Origin of the sequence: Acinetobacter sp. NBRC 110496, from assembly GCF_000876115.1 — a bacterium.
Classification (GTDB): Bacteria; Pseudomonadota; Gammaproteobacteria; order Pseudomonadales; family Moraxellaceae; genus Acinetobacter.
The window spans coordinates 131786-149850 of record NZ_BBTF01000001.1 but is presented as its reverse complement, the minus strand read 5'-3'; the positions used below and the strand labels follow the sequence as shown (position 1 = coordinate 149850).

The window sequence follows — 18065 nt, the reverse complement described above, 5'->3', positions numbered from 1 at the left end:
TAGATATATCTTTAGCTTTAATTATTTATTCAAAAATCCTTATTAAATAGAGATCTAATCTCAAACAACCTTCCTCAAATTCCCTTTCGCCCTTTGCTCAAAACGCTGCTGGAAAGATTCCGTTTGATACAGCGGCTCCGTCTGATAAAAATGCGCTAGAACTTCTTTTCTTTTAATCGAATAGACATCTGGATCAACCCAAGCATATTCCTGCTGAATCTGCTGCTCATATTCCGCAAAACGGTCTGGTGCAGCCGCTAGAATCGCCAAATCAATATCCAGTAAAAACTGTAAATCCAACTCATCTGTCGATGCATGCTTTTGCGTAGCAACAATCCACCGCTTTATCTTTTCAACAATATCGTTTGGTAAGTCTTGAGCCAGATACTGTTCAAATAGCTCAGCACTTTTAAGTTCATTGTCTTTGGCTTGTGGGTCATAAACTGCATCATGGAACCAGAGCGCCAAGACAACTGCATGTGCATCATTTAAATCAGCTCGAATCGAGTCAACTAGAACTAGACATTCATATAAATGCTGAAGCGTATGATAAGCGCGCTGCTTTTCACTATAGGCAGCAATCAATTTGTTAAAAACCTTCTGCGGCTCAGAAAAATGATAATGCTGATGCAGCTCAAACCATGATTTTTCTAATACGGTTAAATATTGCTGCATTGCCAATCCTCACTGAATCTCTTTATTCAGCCACTTTGCTAAAGATTCCGCATCTTTACGCTCAAGAAAAAGCTGATATAAGGTACAGGAACCAAACTCATGTTTCAGTTCCTGTTGGCGCATAGGATGATTACCAAATCGAAATCGTCGAGTACCATCCCGATCTAAAGGCAGTGCATATACCCCATAACTCCGAGGTTCTGTCAGGTGGCCTTTAATCAGGACTTGATCAGACGATATTGCGTGTTTTAACAAATGCTCTTTGGTTAACATCCCACCCTGCCCAAGGCAAATCTAAGCTGCGTGCTGTTCATCTCGCTTAAAGACCAATTCTTTATCCGATGAACTTTCAGCATCAAAGTAATACCCTTCACTATCAAATGCTTTTAATTGTTCTGCTTGGCTTAATTTATTTTCAATCAAGTATCTTGCCATCAATCCACGCGCTTTTTTCGCATAGAAACTAATGACTTTATATTTTCCGTTCTTCTAATCCAAGAATACAGGCTTAATAATTTCTGCCTGAATTTTCTTTTCATTCACAGATTTATAATATTCGTCAGAGGCCAAATTTACCAATACTTTCGCATCAATTTCAGCTAAATCTTGGTTAATTTGATCGGTGATAATGCTGCCCCAGAATTCATATAGGTTATGACCACGCTTATTTTTTAGTTTAGTCCCCATTTCCAAACGGTACGGCATCATCAAATCCAACGGACGCAATAAACCATAAAGACCAGACAACATACGCAAATGCTGTTGGGCAAAATCAATCTCTTGGTCTTTTAAGTGATAAGCATCTAAACCGGTATATACATCGCCTTTAAATGCAAACAAGGCTTGGCGTGCATTGGAAAAATCAAAATCAGCATTCCAGTCACGAAAACGCTCTACATTTAAATTGGCAATTTTTTCGCTTACTGTCATCAAGGATGCGATTTCAGTCGCCGAAAGTTTACGGCATACATCAATCAACTGTTGAGATTGCGCCAATAAACGTGGTTGTGTATGTGTATCAGTAGGAAGTGCTGTAGTGTAATCAAGTGTTTTGGCTGGAGAAATTAAAGCAAGCATAATCAATCAAAAATAAATTTATCTTGGTGAAACTATAACAGTTGATAATTTTTAATGCCAATTCGTGTTCTCGTTCAGTTTTATCGGTAAAATAGTGGATTCTTCCATTATCCATTGCGTATCTTATGTCTGAGCAATTATTCATCCAAGGTCCTGTTGGTCAAATTGAAATGTTTGTTGATCAACCCCAAGGTGAAATCACAGGTTTTGCTGTTGTCTGCCATCCACATCCCTTACAAGGTGGTACACCGCATCATAAAGTCCCTGTTTTATTGGCTCAGATTTTCAATGAAATGGGCTGTGTTGTTTACCGCCCCAGCTTCCGCGGTTTAGCTGGTAGTGAAGGCACACATGACCAAGGCCATGGCGAGACTGATGACATCATGGCTGTGATTGAATATGCCCGTGAAAAGCATGCAGGTTTAACCTTCTACGCAGGTGGTTTTAGCTTTGGTTCACATGTACTGGCAAAATGCCAAGCCCAACTCAGCAATGAGTTACGTCCTAAACAGTTAGTGTTATGTGGTTTACCTACTGGCTCAGTTGTTGATTTACGTCATTACAAAACCCCTGCAATTGACGGCGACATTCTATTTGTTCACGGTGAACAGGATGATATTACCTTGCTCTCAGATATGATCGCTTGGGCAAAACCACAAAAACATCCGATCACGATTTTGCCAGGCGCCAATCATTTCTTCACAGGGTATCTAAAACAGTTGCGTCAAGTTATTACTCGTTTTTTAAAACTGTAGGCTTAACAACAAATTACTAAGAAAAATATACTTTTTTTGAATCCAATGTCTGTTATATCAATATAGATGTACAGACATTCGGGTTCTTTAATAATGAAATTAAATAAAAAACAGGGACTTTTTTTAAAGCAAACCATTGAACAATGGCAACAACAAGGCACGATTACGCCTGATGTAGCCAATGAGTTAAATCAGAGTTTTTCAATTCGGCCGTTTGACTGGGAACGACTGGCAAAATATTCATTATGGATTTCAATAATTTGTGCCGTGATTGCAATTGCTGCAATTACTGCGGATCAGTTCTTGATGGAATTGATTGAAAAAATCTTTATCAATTCCAAAATCATTCCCTGTTTGATTTTTGCTGTGGTTGCAGCAGCCTTTTATGGCTTTGCATATCATCGACGTAAAACCAAACCCTTACATCAATTTAGTAATGAGGCGATTATTTTTGCAGGCGTGCTCTCTACCGCAGCGTCTGTCGCCTATTTTGGCCAAGCGATTGATACTGGTAGTGGGCATTTTTCTTTATTATTCCTGCTCTCCACCATCATTTATGCAGCACTTGCCTTCTGGTTCCCTTCTAAACTGATCTGGGTGTTTTCGCTGCTATCACTCGGCTCATGGTTTGGGACGGAAACAGGCTATATGTCTGGCTGGGGTGCCTATTATTTAGGCATGAACTTCCCTTTACGCTTTGTCTTTTTTGGCGGTGTATTGATCGGCTTAAGCCTACTGTTTAAACGCTATGCGCATTTTAGAGACTTTGCACATTCGACTTATGTTATGGGCCTGCTGTATCTATTTATTGCCTTATGGATTCTCTCAATCTTTGGCAATTATGGAGACTTGAATAGTTGGTATAGCGTTAAACAATATGAGCTGTTGCATTGGGGTATCTTGTTTGCCTTTATTGCCATCATCGCAATTGTTTATGGTTTAAAACACGATGATGCTACCTCACGTGGTTTTGGTATCACCTTTTTATTCATTAACCTCTACACCAAATATTTTGAGTTCTTCTGGAATGGCATGCATAAAGCCATTTTCTTTATTCTGCTGGCAGCATCTTTCTGGTGGCTTGGTCGGCATGCCGAAAAGCTCTGGAATTTAGAATTTCTACCCAACCAATCCCAAATCAAGAAAGATCATCCGATTGAATGATTATTGAAAATCGCCCCAACTCAAGCCAAACCGAGCCAAATACTTTTTGACTCGGTCACTATCATTGGTGGTATTACGTTGTTGGCGTGAAGCTGCAAACAATTGACGTCCAGCATCCGCCATTGACTTGGCATTTTCACAGACTTGCAGCACCCCACGCAGTTGAATCTGATCAAACTCATCAATCTCGCTCAACTGCGCTTGATCTAAATACTTGAGTAGAACATCCTTTTCCTTAAATTCACTTTGTGTGGTTTGAATCGACCACAACTGCTTTAAACGTTGAATCTCTTTTTCGACTGTTTCTGATCGGATTAGCTCACCACAGGATAATGTCGCTAACCGTGTCACACTGGCAGTTAAATCACGGAAATTGCCTTGCCACGATGCTTCTTTAGACTTGGCAAATTTCAAATACAGATCGAGTGCATCACGCTGAAAACGTAGTTGTCGTTGATGATTTGCCGCAAAGCGTTGTAACTCAAATTCAATATTTGGGACAATATCTTCAATGCGATCTTTGAGATTAGGTAAAAAGAAAGTCCATGTATTCAATCGTGCCCATAAGTCTTCACGGAAACGGCCTGCCTGCACTTCAGCTCTTAGATCCCGATTGGTTCCTGCAATCAGTTGAAAATCTGCCTGAACCTCTTTGTCACTTCCGACAGGAAAAAAGGATTTATCCTCGAGTGCTTTGAGCAACATTGCTTGTTCATCCAGTCCAAGTTCACCAATCTCATCCAAAAACAAAATACCCTGATCGGCACTTTTTAATAAACCTGTCCGCGAAGCCGCTGCACCTGTAAATGCACCTTTGATATGCCCAAACAAACTCGACATGGCGCTGTCACCACGTAAGGTCGCGCAGTTCACATCAATAAAGCGGCCACTCAAATGAAACTTGTCCTTTTTTAATTGAAATATTTGTTTGGCTAAATGTGATTTACCTACCCCTGTTGCCCCCATAATCAGGATCGGGGCACTGGAGCGTGTTGCCACCAGCTCAACCTCGGTGATCAGTTGATTAAATTCGGGGTTATAGGTTGAGATATTGGCTTTTAGTTGCTGCCAGTTTTGTTGCTGCTCATCTTCAAAACGTTGCTTGAGAACATCATAGCGAGATAAATCCAGATCTATGATGCGATATTCACCTTCTGGTGTTTTTTGTTGATTGGGTGCGCTTTGAATCAGCTTGGCAGGTAAATAATTGGCATCAACCAGAAGATACCAGCAGATCTGGGCAACGTGTGTGCCTGTCGTGATATGCAAAAGATAGTTGTTTTTTTCAGTATCAAAGGGATAGGTTTTTACAAAGTCATACAGCGCACCATAGACCTCGGCAAAATCCCAAGGATCACGAATACTCACTCGATGCCCGGACACGTTAGTCGATGGTGACATATCCCGAGCATCTTCAGCAATAAATTTGACTAAATTATGATGTTGCCGATCATGCAATAACACCAGTTCATCCACAATCAGATCTTCATGCATCAAAAGACTCAAGGTCGGACGCCAACGTTGCCAACGATTAGGATGCTTTCCTTGATCTAAGGTAGACCCCACAAAGCCAATAACGACAGTTTTCTTTGCATTCGGCATAATTTCTATAATATTTTATATATGTCTATCATATACAATACGCAATTCAATGAAAAATTCCAATAATATGCTTCATTTTACTTTTTTAGGCACATCTTCTGGTGTACCCACACTTACACGCAATGTTTCTGGTTTAGCCATCCGCAACAGCAAGAATAAAGACTGGATTCTGGTAGATGCTGGTGAAGGTACACAGCACCGCATTCAACAAGCCAAACTTTCATTACAAAACTTAATCGCGATCTGCATTAGCCATGTTCACGGCGATCACTGTTATGGCCTAGTTGGCTTACTCGCAAGCGCAGGTATGAATGCCCGTACTGCACCTTTAACCATTATCGCTCCCAAAGAAATTCAACAATGGATTGCAGTCACAGCACAACTGACCGATTTACATTTACCTTACCCACTCCACTTTATTGATGTAAATGAAGCGACCCAGATACAGCAACTGACAGATAATCTTTCAATTCAAGCCCATCCACTCAGTCATCGTGTACCCAGTTTTGCCTTTAGCATTATTGCGAGATACACCCAAAAGAAATTAGACACACAGGCTTTAGTTCAACTCAGCGTACCCAAGGGCAAAGCTTGGGGAGATTTACAACAAGGTCTGGACATCCCATTTAATGGACAAACTTTAAAAGCAGTCGATTTTACTCAGTTACAAATACAAAGCGCACATGCCATTATCGGCGGCGATAATGACCGTCCTGAATTATTGGCACAGACCTGTCAAGATGCTCAACTTTTGATTCACGAAAGCACTTACACGCAAGCCGTTTTAGATAAAGTGGGTTCAGGCCCAATGCATAGCTCAGCCAAAATGGTTGCTGAGTTCGCTCAACAACAAGGCCTAAGCAATCTGATCCTGACACACTTTAGCCCACGCCATCAAGACAGTGCTGGACAACAAGCTATCTCAGAGGAAGTGCGAGCTTTCTATCAAGGTAACTTTTACTTGGCTCATGATTTTGATCAATTTAGCTTAGATGAAAAAGGTCAGCTTTCAAAAATTGATAAATCACTATAGTTCTTGTGCAATGTGATCTATCTACAAAATTTTCGGATAGATCACATGGCATTTTAGTAATTATTCAAATCAATAAACCAATCTAATTCTTCTTAGAATCAACTTAATTATTTATGGCACATCAGGATTGAAAAAATCAACTACTCTTCGTAAGAGACGAAATGGTAAGTTAATGATCAAATAAACAGCCTCAACAAACATATCTATTGGATCAAACCAGTACCAAGCATCACTTCTACGTTCACGCTGCTCTCGCTTTGGTTTTACCCAGTAAGCAAATAAAAAACAAACGATACTTAGCGCGAAAAAAATAAGATCAAAATTCTCCCCTAGGAACTGAACAAGGTAAAACACCCCAGCTGCAAATAAAAAAATTGTGATTAAATAACGAAAAATATCCATTCGGGTTAGCAATTTATTTGTATTTTGTTATGTTTATAGCATGTCCTTATGCAAAGACATACTTGAATTTCCATAAACACACCGCTGCCCATCTGAAAAATATTAGCCATGCCAATTACACTCCTTTCATAATTATAAGAAGTGAAAATTTGCTTTTCCACATAGAGACAACACCTTAAACAAAATATCTAAAAAGATATAAACTTATATATTTTTATATTAAATTTTTTAACAATAAGCTTGCCAGATTGAATAGAAAATATTTTAAAAATTAATTAAATCATGTATATCAATAACTTATATAATTTATTTTGCATTTTATAAAAAGTTGGCACACTCGCTGCAGTAGTATAAGCACACAACATCATTCGGATCTTGTGAATATCACCTGCCTGCAAACGCTTGGCAAGCAGGCTTTGAAAGGAAAATGAAAATGTCTGTGGTTGAACAACTTAACCAACAAGCTCAATTTGAACAAGAACAGCAACAACGTGCTTATCAGGTTCTAAAAAATGAAACGAGTATGCCAGTAAAAATGTGGACCAATGGCGTACTGGTCGATGACAACTCAAAACAACAATTGCTGCAAACCGCACAAATGCCGTTTATTTATAAATGGATGGCCGTAATGCCAGACGTTCACTTTGGCCTAGGTGCAACCATCGGAAGTGTGATTCCAACCAAAGGGGCGATTATCCCTGCTGCGGTCGGTGTCGATATCGGGTGTGGAATGATGGCGACGCGTACCAGCTTAACCGCTTCTGATTTACCCGATAACTTATATGCTTTACGTACTGAACTGGAACGTCTGATTCCACATGGAATGACCAAAGGCCGTGGTCGAGATAAAGGTTCTTGGGAAACGCCACCTGAAATGGTAGACCAAGCTTGGGCTGATTTAGTTGCAGATTTTGACTTCATCTGTGCAAAGCATCCTCGCCTAAAAAATACCAATAACCGCAAGCAACTGGGAACTTTAGGAACAGGAAATCACTTTGTAGAAATCTGTTTGGATGAACACGACCATGTTTGGATTATGTTGCACTCAGGTTCTCGCGGTGTGGGTAATGCCATTGGTAATCATTTTATCGAGCTTGCACGTAAAGATATGCAGAAGCACTTTATTAACTTACCCAACAAAGATTTGGCTTATTTAGTCGAAGGAACTGAACATTTTGATGATTACTGGTTTGCAGTAGGTTGGGCACAACGCTTTGCCATGAAAAACCGTGAAATCATGATGCAGTCTGCGATTAAGGCCTTAGCAACGATTATTCCGAAACCGTTCCAAGCACGATTGGAAGCCGTGAATTGCCACCATAATTATGTGGAAAAGGAAGAACATTACGGCGAAGAAGTGATGGTAACCCGTAAAGGTGCTGTTCGTGCACGTTTGGGAGAATATGGAATTATCCCGGGTTCAATGGGGGCTAAGTCCTTTATTGTTCGCGGTCTTGGAAATCAGGAATCATTTTGCTCATGTTCACATGGTGCAGGCCGCGTAATGAGCCGTGCTGAAGCAAAACGACGTTTTACTGTGGAAGATCAGATTGCGCAGACTGAAGGCGTGGAATGCCGTAAAGATGCTGCGGTAATTGATGAGATTCCATCGGCTTATAAACCAATTGAAGATGTTATGAAAGCACAGCAGGATTTGGTTGAAGTGGTGTATACATTAAGACAAGTAGTATGTGTTAAGGGCTAATTATGGAAAAGGATTGTTTAGATATTCGAAGCTATAGAATCAGAGCAAATGAAGCAGTTCATCTCGCTCTACCTAAGCAATCCTATTACATCATCTTGGCTGTAAATACTGATGAAATTTTACCTGAATGGCGTAATTGGATTTGTGAGCAGATTGTCTATTCAAGACTATGCATTCAAGCAATGGTGGCAGGGCATGAGTGCTCTATTTGGGATGATGTCCTAGATGAAACGTATCTAGGTTTTTATAACGATCAACCACCAGTCGATCATTGCTTCATGACAACTTGGCATGAAAATGAAACTTTAGAAGATATTACTGAATTTGCAAAATTTAGTATGGAATTGGAAAATGTTTCAAACTTAGTCATTGTACATATTGAATAAAAGGTAAATAAAATGAAACTCGCAGAAGCACTTTTACTGCGAAGCGATCAACAAAAAAAGCTCGCTTCATTAAAACAACGGATCAACGCCAATGTATTGGTACAAGATGGTGATGAACCGAGTGAAGATCCAAATGAACTGATCAAACAGGTGTTTGCTTTGACCCAAGAAAGCAATCAATTGATTTGTCGCATTCATTTGACCAACGCACAAGCAAAATTAGAGGATGGCAAAATCCTGCTGTCCCTATTAAGCTTACGAGATAGTTATGCTGAGCAACACAAGATTCTCGTTGATGCGATTGCCAATACCCATCGTGAACCTGATCGTTATAGTTCACGCGAGATCAAATGGCAAAAAGTTATCCCTGTTTCTAGCTTGCAAAAACAAGCCGATGATATTAGCGCGAAACTACGCGATTTAAATATCAAAATTCAGGCTGCAAACTGGCAAATTGATTTAGTTGAATAGACAACAGATTTTGTGAATTTAGTTCACAATCACAGTTTGGACATACTGGGCGAGTACAAGATCCTGCGTTACTCCGATCTGAGGGATTGAAAATAATTCAGGCGGCTATGGCAGCATGCGAGCCGTGCATCAATCTTCACTGATTAGGCTCAGCACCATGGACCTCGTAAACCTTTGCCAAAAGCAAAGTCACGCGTTACTTCGCATTACCATGTACTGACAGTATGTTCATTTAATTAGAAAATAAGGAAAATAGACGTGAATAAGGCCTTGGCAAATATGCCAGCAATCATCCAGATTGATGGTTCACAAGGTGAAGGTGGTGGACAAATTTTAAGAACTGCCCTTGCCCTTTCGATGATTACAGGTCAGGCATTTGAATTAATTAACATTCGGGCTGGACGGAAAAAACCAGGTTTAATGCGTCAGCATTTGGTCTGTGTACAGGCATCCCAACAGATTAGCCAAGCGTATGTTGAAGGTGCTGAACTCCATAGCCAGCGCTTGTACTTTGCACCTCAACATGTACAAAGTGGCAAATACCAATTCCATATTGGTTCAGCAGGCAGCACAACTCTGGTTTTACAGACCCTATTGCCTGCTTTGTTATTGCAAAATCAAGCTAGTGAACTCACCATCTCAGGCGGTACTCATAATCCGCTTGCACCGACAGCAGATTTTATCGAGTATTGCTTTTTGCCAGCATTAGAAAAACTTGGAATAGAAGTCGAGTTTAAGTTAAACAAAACAGGCTTCTTCCCTATTGGTGCTGGTGAAATTCAAATTACGATTCAGCCGTGGCAACATCGAAACAAACTAAGTTTACTAGATCGTGGTACGTTACAAAATACTGAGGCTTTTGTCGCAGTGTTAAATCTTTCCGAAGAAGCGCAAATTGCACAGCGGGAATTAGCGACTTTAAATAAAAGACTGAATTTAGATACTCAACAGCAATTCCATTTAAATGGGATCAGTCAAGGCAATACAGCATATGTCAAAGTTGAGCATAAAAATCACATTCAGCTATTCACCGCTTTAGGTGAAATGCGCAAAAGTGCAGAACAAATTGCCAATCATTTGGCTGAACAGGTGAAGCAATATATGGAATCTAATGCTGCAGTAGATGAATATTTAGCAGATCAATTGTTATTGCCTATGGCATTGGGTCAAGGCGGTGAATTTACCGCACAATGTATTAGTGAACATACCCGTACTCAAGCCACTATGATTGAAAAATTTATTAATTGTGAAATTGAATTTATCGAGCTGGATAAAACACTGTTTCAGGTCAAAGTAAACGTAGAATAGTGAATATTAAATATGAAAGAACATACTCAAATAAGCAAATTTTTAAGCCTGATCTTAAGACATAAGCCTGAACAAATTGGGCTTCAGCTTGATCAAGAAGGTTGGGCAAAAATTGCTGAGCTCATTGAAGCTGCGCAACAACACAATGTTCTTCTAGATCAAGCATTCCTCCAACTAATAGTAGAACAAAATGATAAAAAACGCTTCCAAATCTCAGACGATGGTTTGATGATCAGAGCTGTGCAAGGCCACTCAACAAGCACTGTACAGCGGCAAATGATTGCACTAAAACCACCACAATATTTATATCATGGCACAGCGAGTCGATTTATAGATTCAATTCAGACGCAAGGCTTAATTGCAGGACAGCGTCATTATGTACATTTAAGTGAAAATAAAGAAACGGCTTTGAATGTAGGTCAACGCTATGGCAAGCCTGTGCTCTTCTTAATCAATACGGTACAAATGCATAAAGATGGCTTTGAGTTTTATCAGGCAGAAAATGGTGTTTGGCTAACAAAGCATGTACCAACACAATATTTATCACTAAATGATCAGACCAAGGCAGAATCATTGGTCTGATCTGATTCCGAGATTGAGTTAACGCACACTTTCCAAAGCCGTCACTAACAACGTCCAACATTTCTCGACCGTTTCTACTTTAACTCTTTCACCCGGCGCATGCGCCCCTTGAATATCAGGGCCAAACGATACCATTTGTAAATTCGGATAATGTTCAGCGATAATGCCACACTCCAAACCAGCATGAATCACTTTCAAGTTTGGTTCAATTTTAAATGCGGATTGATAAGCTTGTTGTAGACATTTCAATGCAGCCGAATCTGGATTTGGTGTCCAACCCGATACTAACGGCGTTAATTCGGATTGAATCTGGAAATTGGCAAAGTGTTGTTGAATATTTTGTGCAAATGTCACGGCTTCTTGGTTCACCATCGAACGAACCATGATTAAAGACTTTGCTTCGTCATCAGTCAGCTTCACCACACCGATGTTATTAGAGGTCTCAACCACATCGGGTAAAGCAGCACTCCACTGTGCAACACCATAAGGGCAAGTTGCCAAGGCCTGCAACCAAGCTTGTTGCTGGTGCATTGTAATAACTTCATGTATCTGATTGGCATTTTTTTGTATGGTAATGTGCAGTTGATCATCAATACCTTTTAGCTTTTGCTGCCATTCCACTTGTGTTGCTGCAACTGCTTTTTCTAGATCAGCCCATTGATCTATTTTAATTGCAATCGTTGCCACAGCTTCACGCGGGATGGCATTTCGCGCCGATCCACCGACAAACTCAACCAGTCGGCCATTGGATTGTGCTAAATAGTCATTCAGGAAATGAGCTAAAATCACATTGGCATTACCACGACCTAGATGGATATCAACCCCAGAGTGACCGCCCTTTAAACCTGATACCAGTAAATCTACATAAATTAAATTTGCTGGTGCTATTTCATATGCAAGTGGCTGCCCCACTTCCAAATCAATACTTCCTGCACAACCAAGATACAATTCGCCCCATTCTTCGGTATCAATATTAAAGAGCCATTGTCCAGTTAAAACACCCGACTCAAGCAAACGGGCACCACTCATTCCCGCTTCTTCATCAATGGTTAGCAGGACTTCAATCGGCCCATGTGCAATATCATTTGACTCTAATACAGCAAGCGCCAGTGCAACCCCAATGCCATTGTCTGCACCTAAGGTCGTATTTTCAGCAATCAGCCAGCCATCCTTTAATACAGGTTGGATTGGATCTTTAAAAAAGTCATGTTGCGTACCACGGTTTGCCTGAGTCACCATGTCCAAGTGTCCCTGCAAAATCACGCCTGCAACCTGTTCTTTACCCGCTGTAGCGGCTTTTCGAATGATTAAATTCCCTATGTCATCAACATAGGTTTCCAAGTTGCGCTGTTCCGCCCAATCTTTTAAATGTTGCCTTAATTGTTGTTCATGCTTGGATGGTCGAGGAATCGTACATAAGGTCTCAAAGTGTTGCCATACCGCTTGGGGTGATAATTTAGAAAAATCGACCTGTATCATGCACCTATATCCTCAAATAAAGCGTTTAAACCAATATACACCATACACTCGAAGGGCGATGATGTTAAATCACTTCATTTTAGATTTTATGCGCAAAATTGACTTAGCTTTTCCACACAAACTGAGAAAAACTATGCTCTGCTTTTAAGCTATTTTCAACAGCTTGAGCCAATTGGCGAATAATACTTTGGGTTTCAATACGCTCAAACCAAGCTTGTTCTTGCTGTGGATTGGCAGAGATTTCACAGAGAATATGCCCTTCCGTATCCTGTTGTGAACATAAGATGGAAAGCGGTAATTGGTGATTGTCGATATGCACTTCAATTTTTTCATGCTCATGACGGATATGCTTCGCATCAAAACCGTATTGTTCTAATTGTTTATATAGCAGCGCAGCCACGTACTCTTGCGTGATATAGCATTCATTCGGTGGATGATCAACCATCCCATGTTTTGGGCAATCTGCTATAAATTGCAACGTTTTCATGCTATTCCCTCTATTCTTATGTTTTTAGCTCTGGATCGCAGCGCTAAACCAACTGGTACGCTAAGAATTATTATATATACAATTGTCTTTAATAGATTAGCTGATTGTCTTAGTTCTATAGCTAAATTGATAAATTTAGACCCGATTAGATATGTACATCGACAAACTCAGTCTTTTTATTATTTAAGCGTTTTCGCCTTATGCTTAGCCAATTGTTTTTATCGATATGCTTATATAAAAAAGCAGCATTTAACTTATTTTCAAAGCTAAACACTGCTTTTTAAAATCAGCTTATGGATTCACAACCTGTACATCCAAACCCGCTGAATTTGCGAGTTCAGTAAATGTCGGGAAACTTGTCGCCACGGTTTCTGTACCATGAATGGTAATATTACCCGAGGTACGCAAACCAGCCATACTAAAACTCATGGCAATACGATGGTCATGGTGTGATTCAATTTCACCACCAGTAAAGATCGCAGACCAATCACCAGACTTGCCTTTCCCTTCAATGATGATGCCATCTTCGGTTGGGGTACAATCAATCCCCATGATCTTCAAACCATCGGCCATGACCTGAATACGATCAGACTCTTTAACGCGCAGCTCCGCAGCACCCGTCAATACCGTTCGACCTTCTGCACATGCAGCAGCAATGAATAATGCCGGGAATTCATCAATGGCTAATGGTACTTGGTCTTCAGGCATATGAATACCTTTCAGTGTTCGAGAACCTTTGATATGAATATCTGCAATAGGTTCACCGCCTGCAATGCGTTCATTTTCTACAGTTAGATCAGCACCCATTTGCTTAAGAATTTCAATCACACCTGTACGCGTTGGATTAATCCCCACCGCTTCAAGAATGACGTCTGCTCCTTCAGTAATTGCAGCACCCACCATAAAGAATGCAGCAGATGAAATATCAGAAGGTACCTGAATATCAGTCCCCACTAATTTACCACCACCCACGAGTGAAATTTTATTGCCTTCGGTTTTTACCTCATAACCAAAGGCACGTAACATACGCTCGGTATGGTCACGTGTTGGTTCAGGTTCAGTCACTGAAGTTTCACCAGCCGCCCATAAGCCTGCCAGTAAAATGCCTGATTTCACTTGAGCAGACGCCATTGGCAAGTCATATTGAATGCCCTTTAATGCTTGGCTACCTGTGATACTGACAGGTGGTGTACCTTTCTCACCTGTGGTTTGGATTTGTGCACCCATTTCACGTAATGGCTTGGCAATACGCTCCATTGGACGTTTAGACAATGAGGCATCACCTGTCATCACTGAATCAAACTTCTGCGCAGACAACATGCCTGACAGCAAACGCATACTGGTACCTGAGTTCCCCATATACAAAGCACTTGCTGGCGCTTTTAAACCGTGCATGCCCACACCATGAATGGTGACTTCACCATTTTTAGGCCCTTCGATGCTCACGCCCATGTCACGGAAAGCCTGCAAAGTTGCGAGTGCATCTTCACCTTCCAAGAAGCCAGTCACATGGGTTGTGCCTTCAGCAATCGCACCAAACATGATGGAGCGATGTGACACAGATTTGTCACCTGGTACGGTGAATTTACCTGTAAATGTTTTCTTTCCCGGTAAAATGGTAAATTGCTGTGTCACCTTGTTTTTCTCCATCAAAGGTTTTTTGGCCAACATATGGTTAAAGTGCTGACGTGCCGCTTGAGCATGCCCAAGTAGTCCCATCAACGCTTGCGAATCTTCCTGTTCAATCAATTTCTTTAAAACTGACAATTGCTGTTCAAAGCCATCAACAGCATTCAAAATTGCCGTCTTATTGGCAAAGAAAATGTCATGCCACATCTGTGGATCACTGGCTGCAATCCGAGAGAAGTCACGGAAACCGCCAGCAGCATAGCGGAAAATGTCTAAATTATCTTCACGATTTGCCAGTTGCTCAACCAAGTTGAATGCCATCAAATGCGGTAAATGACTGGTATGTGCCAATACCTCATCATGTTTTGCCACATCCATGCAAATAACTTCAGCTTTTGCCGCAGACCAGAGTTGAACCAGCTTCTCAACAGCCCAATCCGCACTACTTGGCAGGGGAGTCAAAATTACTTTATGGTTAACAAATAAATCAACTTTACCTGCATGTACCCCAGTATGCTCAGCCCCCGCAATCGGATGCCCCGGTACAAAACCGACTGGCAAGTTTTCGCCAAAGACTGCTTTCGCCGCTTCAACGACATTGCCTTTGGTACTTCCTACATCAGTAATGATGACATTGTCTGCCAAATAAGGTTTGATTTGCTCAAGCACTTTTTGCGTTGCACGAACAGGTAAGGCTAAAACAATTAAATCTGCATCCTGAACTGCTTCTTCAGGCGTAGCATAACCGTGTTGAATAAGACCGAGTGCTTTGGCATCTTCTAATGTTTTTTTTGAACGTGTTGAAGCCACAATTTGAGATGCAAGCTGTTCTGCCACAATCACACGAGCAAGGCTAGACCCAATCAGTCCAAGTCCGATAAATGCAACTTTTTTAAATAATGGTTGAGACATAAAACATATTTGCCTATGTAAAAATCTCCCCTAACCCCTCTTTTAAAAGAGGGGAAACTCCTCCCTTTATAAAGGGAGGTTGGGAGGGATTTTAAAATTTATTACAATAAATAGACTTACAAAACAGCGATTGGATACGATCCAAGTACACGTAGTTCTTTGACCATTGGACGAATTTCTTCCAATGCCGCCGCAACATTTTCCTGACCAATATGCCCTTCCAAATCGATAAAGAACACATACGCCCATTTTTCAGGTAATGCTGGACGCGTTTCAATGCTGGTCAAGCTGATTTGATACTTCGCAAATGGTGCAAGAATTTCCAGTAAAGCACCAGCACGATCATGCGCAGAGATCAATAACGAAGTCTTGTCATTACCACTTTGAGGGATCTTCTCACGACCAATCACAAGGAAACGTGTGGTATTTTCAGGGTTATCTTCAATATTGCTATGTAAAATCTCGAGGTTATACATGTTTGCTGCAATATCAGATGCAATTGCTGCTGAATGCCATTCGTTACGAATACGGCGCGCCGCTTCCGCATTTGAGTTCAGCGCAACACGCTCTACACCCGGATAGTGGGCATCCAACCATTTGCGGCATTGTGCCAAGGTTTGCTGATGCGCATAAATCTGTTTAATGCTGTCTTTACGGGTATTCTCGGATACAAGGAATTGATGATGAATACGTAGTTCAACTTCCCCAATCACATTGACGGTCGATGATTTAAAGCAATCCAGCGTATGGTTAACAATACCTTCAGATGAGTTCTCCACTGGAACAACGCCATAATGTGCGCTACCCGCTTCGACTTCACGGAAGACTTCATCAATGGTTGGTAATGGACGTACAACCGCATCTTTACCAAAATGCTTTAACACAGCAGAATGCGTATATGTTCCTTCCGGCCCTAAGAACGCAATACTTTGTGGTGCTTCAAGTGCCAGACAAGCAGACATGATTTCACGGAATAAACGTGCCATGGTCGCATCAGACAAAGGTCCCTGATTACGCTCCATCACTTTACGCAGCACTTGAGCTTCACGTTCAGGGCGATAAAACAGTGGATTTTCTTCGGATGCAAATTTCGCTTTAGCTACCGCTTCTGCCAGTGTCGCACGGCGGTTGAGTAACTCTTGGATTTGTTGATCAACACTATCAATATCGTTACGAATTTGTTCTAAATTAAGTGAATTCGATGTGTTTTGTCCATCGTTTACCATTGAATGCAGCCTCAGCAAAATCATCTATAAGAATGGATTAAAATCTATGTATGAATCGATTATCCGAACTAGAGTATAACAATACTTTTATGCATTAAACACGCTGAGTTTTAACTCTTTTTCGCATTAAACTTTATTGATAATGATTTTCATTATATATTTCCTGTCAAATTTTTGACGAGTGTAAATAAAGTAATGTTTAGACGTCTTGGTATTTTGACTTTTTCTTTCATGATCGCTAGCCAATCAGTGGTTGCGCAGCCTGCTACGGCAAGTTCCAGTTCATCTCAAGAAGTACAAACAAATACCCAGACCAAACAAAGTTTTATCCTGAAATCAAAATATACTTCTCAAGACTACCTGATCCAGATTTCCGTTCCCGATCGTGCAGCACCTGTAAATGGCTTTCCTGTTTTGTATGTTCTGGATGGCAATGCAGCCTTTGAAAGCGCGGCCAATATTGCGAGATCAGTTGGTGTAGGTGCAAATCGTTTGGGGCTTAGCCCTGTGGTAATTGTTGCAGTTGGCTATCCCGACCAGAGCACCTTTGATGTGCAAAAACGCGCTTTAGACTATACCCCTAAAACGTCTGCCGAGTTCCAAGCGCAGGCCAAATATCAGTATGGTGGTGCAGACCAGTTCATCCAGTTCTTAGATAAAGAGCTTAAACCTGCAATCAGTTCACGAATTAAGGTCAATGCCCAGCAACAAAGCTTATTCGGACACTCCTTTGGCGGATTGTTTGCATTACATACCTTCTTTTCGAAGCCACAGACATTTCAGCGATATATTGCCGCAAGCCCTTCACTTTGGTTTGACAACTACGCCTTAGCCAATAGACAGGCTGAATGGCTAAAAAATAAAACCAATACAACTCAAAATGTAATGCTTATGACCACCGTCGGTACGCAAGAATTAGGGAAAGGACCCGCGGCAGATCCCAATGCTTTAAAAAAGCAAAATGATTTTTATCAAAATTTTAAAGACCAATACTCGAAACAATTTTCTTTTTGGCATTTTCAGCATCCCGCTGAACAGCACCTGACCAATCTGTACGCCAGTCTCCCAAAAGCCATTCTACTTGCAGGATGTCAAACCGAACATTGTGCTGCTTTATTTAATGAGCCAAAGCCTTAATCTCTTCCTGCATAAAACAAAATAGCCTGCAATAA

General features: G+C 40.9%; 17 protein-coding genes and 1 pseudogene. 9 read left to right on the top strand and 9 right to left on the bottom strand.

Annotated elements, in window-relative coordinates:
• Positions 1 to 60: 60 nt before the first annotated feature.
• From Aba26S_RS00790 to yaaA, 3 genes and pseudogenes are all read right to left on the bottom strand, one after another.
• Positions 61 to 675, bottom strand: coding sequence for a metal-dependent hydrolase (locus tag Aba26S_RS00790; protein WP_043969764.1), 615 nt, complete (start codon positions 673 to 675; stop codon positions 61 to 63).
• Positions 676 to 684: 9 nt separating this feature from the next.
• Positions 685 to 948, bottom strand: a complete 264-nt coding sequence (locus Aba26S_RS00785; RefSeq protein WP_005241911.1) for a hypothetical protein — start codon at positions 946 to 948, stop codon at positions 685 to 687.
• A 21-nt stretch (positions 949 to 969) separates the two neighbouring features.
• A pseudogene (yaaA, locus tag Aba26S_RS00780) lies at positions 970 to 1752 on the bottom strand (peroxide stress protein YaaA).
• 125 nt (positions 1753 to 1877) lie between these two features.
• Between yaaA and Aba26S_RS00775 the strand changes: the two are divergent.
• Positions 1878 to 2507 carry an alpha/beta hydrolase gene (locus tag Aba26S_RS00775; RefSeq protein WP_043969763.1) on the top strand — a complete coding sequence of 210 codons (630 nt, stop codon included), beginning with the start codon at positions 1878 to 1880 and terminating at the stop codon, positions 2505 to 2507.
• Between the two features lie 93 nt (positions 2508 to 2600).
• The gene (locus Aba26S_RS00770; protein WP_043969762.1) at positions 2601 to 3671 is read left to right on the top strand and encodes a DUF2157 domain-containing protein; all 1071 of its coding nucleotides are present in this window, start codon (positions 2601 to 2603) and stop codon (positions 3669 to 3671) included.
• Here the strand turns inward: Aba26S_RS00770 and rtcR are convergent, their stop codons facing one another.
• Complete coding sequence (gene rtcR / locus Aba26S_RS00765; protein WP_043969761.1) at positions 3672 to 5273, bottom strand: RNA repair transcriptional activator RtcR; 1602 nt, start codon at positions 5271 to 5273, stop codon at positions 3672 to 3674. It lies immediately after the preceding gene.
• A 67-nt stretch (positions 5274 to 5340) separates the two neighbouring features.
• Between rtcR and Aba26S_RS00760 the strand changes: the two genes are divergently transcribed.
• Positions 5341 to 6306: a ribonuclease Z gene (locus Aba26S_RS00760; RefSeq protein WP_043969760.1), complete on the top strand. Its 966-nt coding sequence runs from the start codon at positions 5341 to 5343 to the stop codon at positions 6304 to 6306.
• Positions 6307 to 6417: 111 nt separating this feature from the next.
• Here the strand turns inward: Aba26S_RS00760 and Aba26S_RS00755 are convergent, their stop codons facing one another.
• On the bottom strand, positions 6418 to 6708 hold the full coding sequence (locus Aba26S_RS00755) for a hypothetical protein (RefSeq protein ID WP_043969759.1): 291 nt from the start codon (positions 6706 to 6708) through the stop codon (positions 6418 to 6420).
• A gap of 433 nt (positions 6709 to 7141) precedes the next feature.
• On the opposite strand from Aba26S_RS00755, the gene Aba26S_RS00750 reads away from it, so the two are divergent.
• The 5 genes from Aba26S_RS00750 to Aba26S_RS00730 all read left to right on the top strand — a co-directional run bounded on the left by Aba26S_RS00750 (position 7142) and on the right by Aba26S_RS00730 (position 11160).
• Positions 7142 to 8413: an RtcB family protein gene (locus tag Aba26S_RS00750; RefSeq protein WP_043969758.1), complete on the top strand. Its 1272-nt coding sequence runs from the start codon at positions 7142 to 7144 to the stop codon at positions 8411 to 8413.
• A gap of 2 nt (positions 8414 to 8415) precedes the next feature.
• Positions 8416 to 8799, top strand: a complete 384-nt coding sequence (locus Aba26S_RS00745) for a hypothetical protein (protein ID WP_043969757.1) — start codon at positions 8416 to 8418, stop codon at positions 8797 to 8799.
• A gap of 12 nt (positions 8800 to 8811) precedes the next feature.
• A complete protein-coding gene (locus Aba26S_RS00740; RefSeq protein ID WP_004639341.1) occupies positions 8812 to 9270 on the top strand; it encodes a DIP1984 family protein in 459 nt (152 codons plus the stop codon).
• Positions 9271 to 9528: 258 nt separating this feature from the next.
• Positions 9529 to 10578 (top strand): RNA 3'-terminal phosphate cyclase, encoded by a 1050-nt coding sequence (gene rtcA / locus Aba26S_RS00735; RefSeq protein ID WP_043969756.1) that lies wholly within the window; start codon positions 9529 to 9531, stop codon positions 10576 to 10578.
• A 12-nt stretch (positions 10579 to 10590) separates the two neighbouring features.
• Positions 10591 to 11160: an RNA 2'-phosphotransferase gene (locus tag Aba26S_RS00730; RefSeq protein ID WP_043969755.1), complete on the top strand. Its 570-nt coding sequence runs from the start codon at positions 10591 to 10593 to the stop codon at positions 11158 to 11160.
• A gap of 18 nt (positions 11161 to 11178) precedes the next feature.
• On the opposite strand, the gene Aba26S_RS00725 is transcribed toward Aba26S_RS00730, so the two are convergent.
• The 4 genes from Aba26S_RS00725 to pheA form a co-directional block, all read right to left on the bottom strand.
• Complete coding sequence (locus Aba26S_RS00725) at positions 11179 to 12639, bottom strand: aminoacyl-histidine dipeptidase (protein ID WP_043969754.1); 1461 nt, start codon at positions 12637 to 12639, stop codon at positions 11179 to 11181.
• Positions 12640 to 12742: 103 nt separating this feature from the next.
• Complete coding sequence (locus Aba26S_RS00720) at positions 12743 to 13126, bottom strand: hypothetical protein (RefSeq protein WP_005274992.1); 384 nt, start codon at positions 13124 to 13126, stop codon at positions 12743 to 12745.
• Positions 13127 to 13417: 291 nt separating this feature from the next.
• Complete coding sequence (locus Aba26S_RS00715) at positions 13418 to 15667, bottom strand: bifunctional prephenate dehydrogenase/3-phosphoshikimate 1-carboxyvinyltransferase (protein WP_043969753.1); 2250 nt, start codon at positions 15665 to 15667, stop codon at positions 13418 to 13420.
• A gap of 116 nt (positions 15668 to 15783) precedes the next feature.
• Positions 15784 to 16893, bottom strand: a complete 1110-nt coding sequence (gene pheA / locus Aba26S_RS00710) for a prephenate dehydratase (protein WP_043969752.1) — start codon at positions 16891 to 16893, stop codon at positions 15784 to 15786.
• Positions 16894 to 17088: 195 nt separating this feature from the next.
• Between pheA and Aba26S_RS00705 the strand changes: the two genes are divergently transcribed.
• The gene (locus tag Aba26S_RS00705) at positions 17089 to 18030 is read left to right on the top strand and encodes an alpha/beta hydrolase (RefSeq protein ID WP_043969751.1); all 942 of its coding nucleotides are present in this window, start codon (positions 17089 to 17091) and stop codon (positions 18028 to 18030) included.
• The last annotated feature ends 35 nt before the right edge of the window (positions 18031 to 18065 follow it).

Bases quoted from the DNA above. Each gene is read 5' to 3' on its own strand.
- Aba26S_RS00790 (WP_043969764.1), bottom strand. From the start codon at position 675: ATGCAGCAATATTTAACCGTATTAGAAAAATCATGGTTTGAGCTGCAT.
- Aba26S_RS00785 (WP_005241911.1), bottom strand. From the start codon at position 948: ATGTTAACCAAAGAGCATTTGTTAAAACACGCAATATCGTCTGATCAA.
- Aba26S_RS00775 (WP_043969763.1), top strand. From the start codon at position 1,878: ATGTCTGAGCAATTATTCATCCAAGGTCCTGTTGGTCAAATTGAAATG.
- Aba26S_RS00770 (WP_043969762.1), top strand. From the start codon at position 2,601: ATGAAATTAAATAAAAAACAGGGACTTTTTTTAAAGCAAACCATTGAA.
- rtcR (WP_043969761.1), bottom strand. From the start codon at position 5,273: ATGCCGAATGCAAAGAAAACTGTCGTTATTGGCTTTGTGGGGTCTACC.
- Aba26S_RS00760 (WP_043969760.1), top strand. From the start codon at position 5,341: ATGCTTCATTTTACTTTTTTAGGCACATCTTCTGGTGTACCCACACTT.
- Aba26S_RS00755 (WP_043969759.1), bottom strand. From the start codon at position 6,708: ATGGATATTTTTCGTTATTTAATCACAATTTTTTTATTTGCAGCTGGG.
- Aba26S_RS00750 (WP_043969758.1), top strand. From the start codon at position 7,142: ATGTCTGTGGTTGAACAACTTAACCAACAAGCTCAATTTGAACAAGAA.
- Aba26S_RS00745 (WP_043969757.1), top strand. From the start codon at position 8,416: ATGGAAAAGGATTGTTTAGATATTCGAAGCTATAGAATCAGAGCAAAT.
- Aba26S_RS00740 (WP_004639341.1), top strand. From the start codon at position 8,812: ATGAAACTCGCAGAAGCACTTTTACTGCGAAGCGATCAACAAAAAAAG.
- Aba26S_RS00730 (WP_043969755.1), top strand. From the start codon at position 10,591: ATGAAAGAACATACTCAAATAAGCAAATTTTTAAGCCTGATCTTAAGA.
- Aba26S_RS00725 (WP_043969754.1), bottom strand. From the start codon at position 12,639: ATGATACAGGTCGATTTTTCTAAATTATCACCCCAAGCGGTATGGCAA.
- Aba26S_RS00720 (WP_005274992.1), bottom strand. From the start codon at position 13,126: ATGAAAACGTTGCAATTTATAGCAGATTGCCCAAAACATGGGATGGTT.
- Aba26S_RS00715 (WP_043969753.1), bottom strand. From the start codon at position 15,667: ATGTCTCAACCATTATTTAAAAAAGTTGCATTTATCGGACTTGGACTG.
- pheA (WP_043969752.1), bottom strand. From the start codon at position 16,893: ATGGTAAACGATGGACAAAACACATCGAATTCACTTAATTTAGAACAA.
- Aba26S_RS00705 (WP_043969751.1), top strand. From the start codon at position 17,089: ATGTTTAGACGTCTTGGTATTTTGACTTTTTCTTTCATGATCGCTAGC.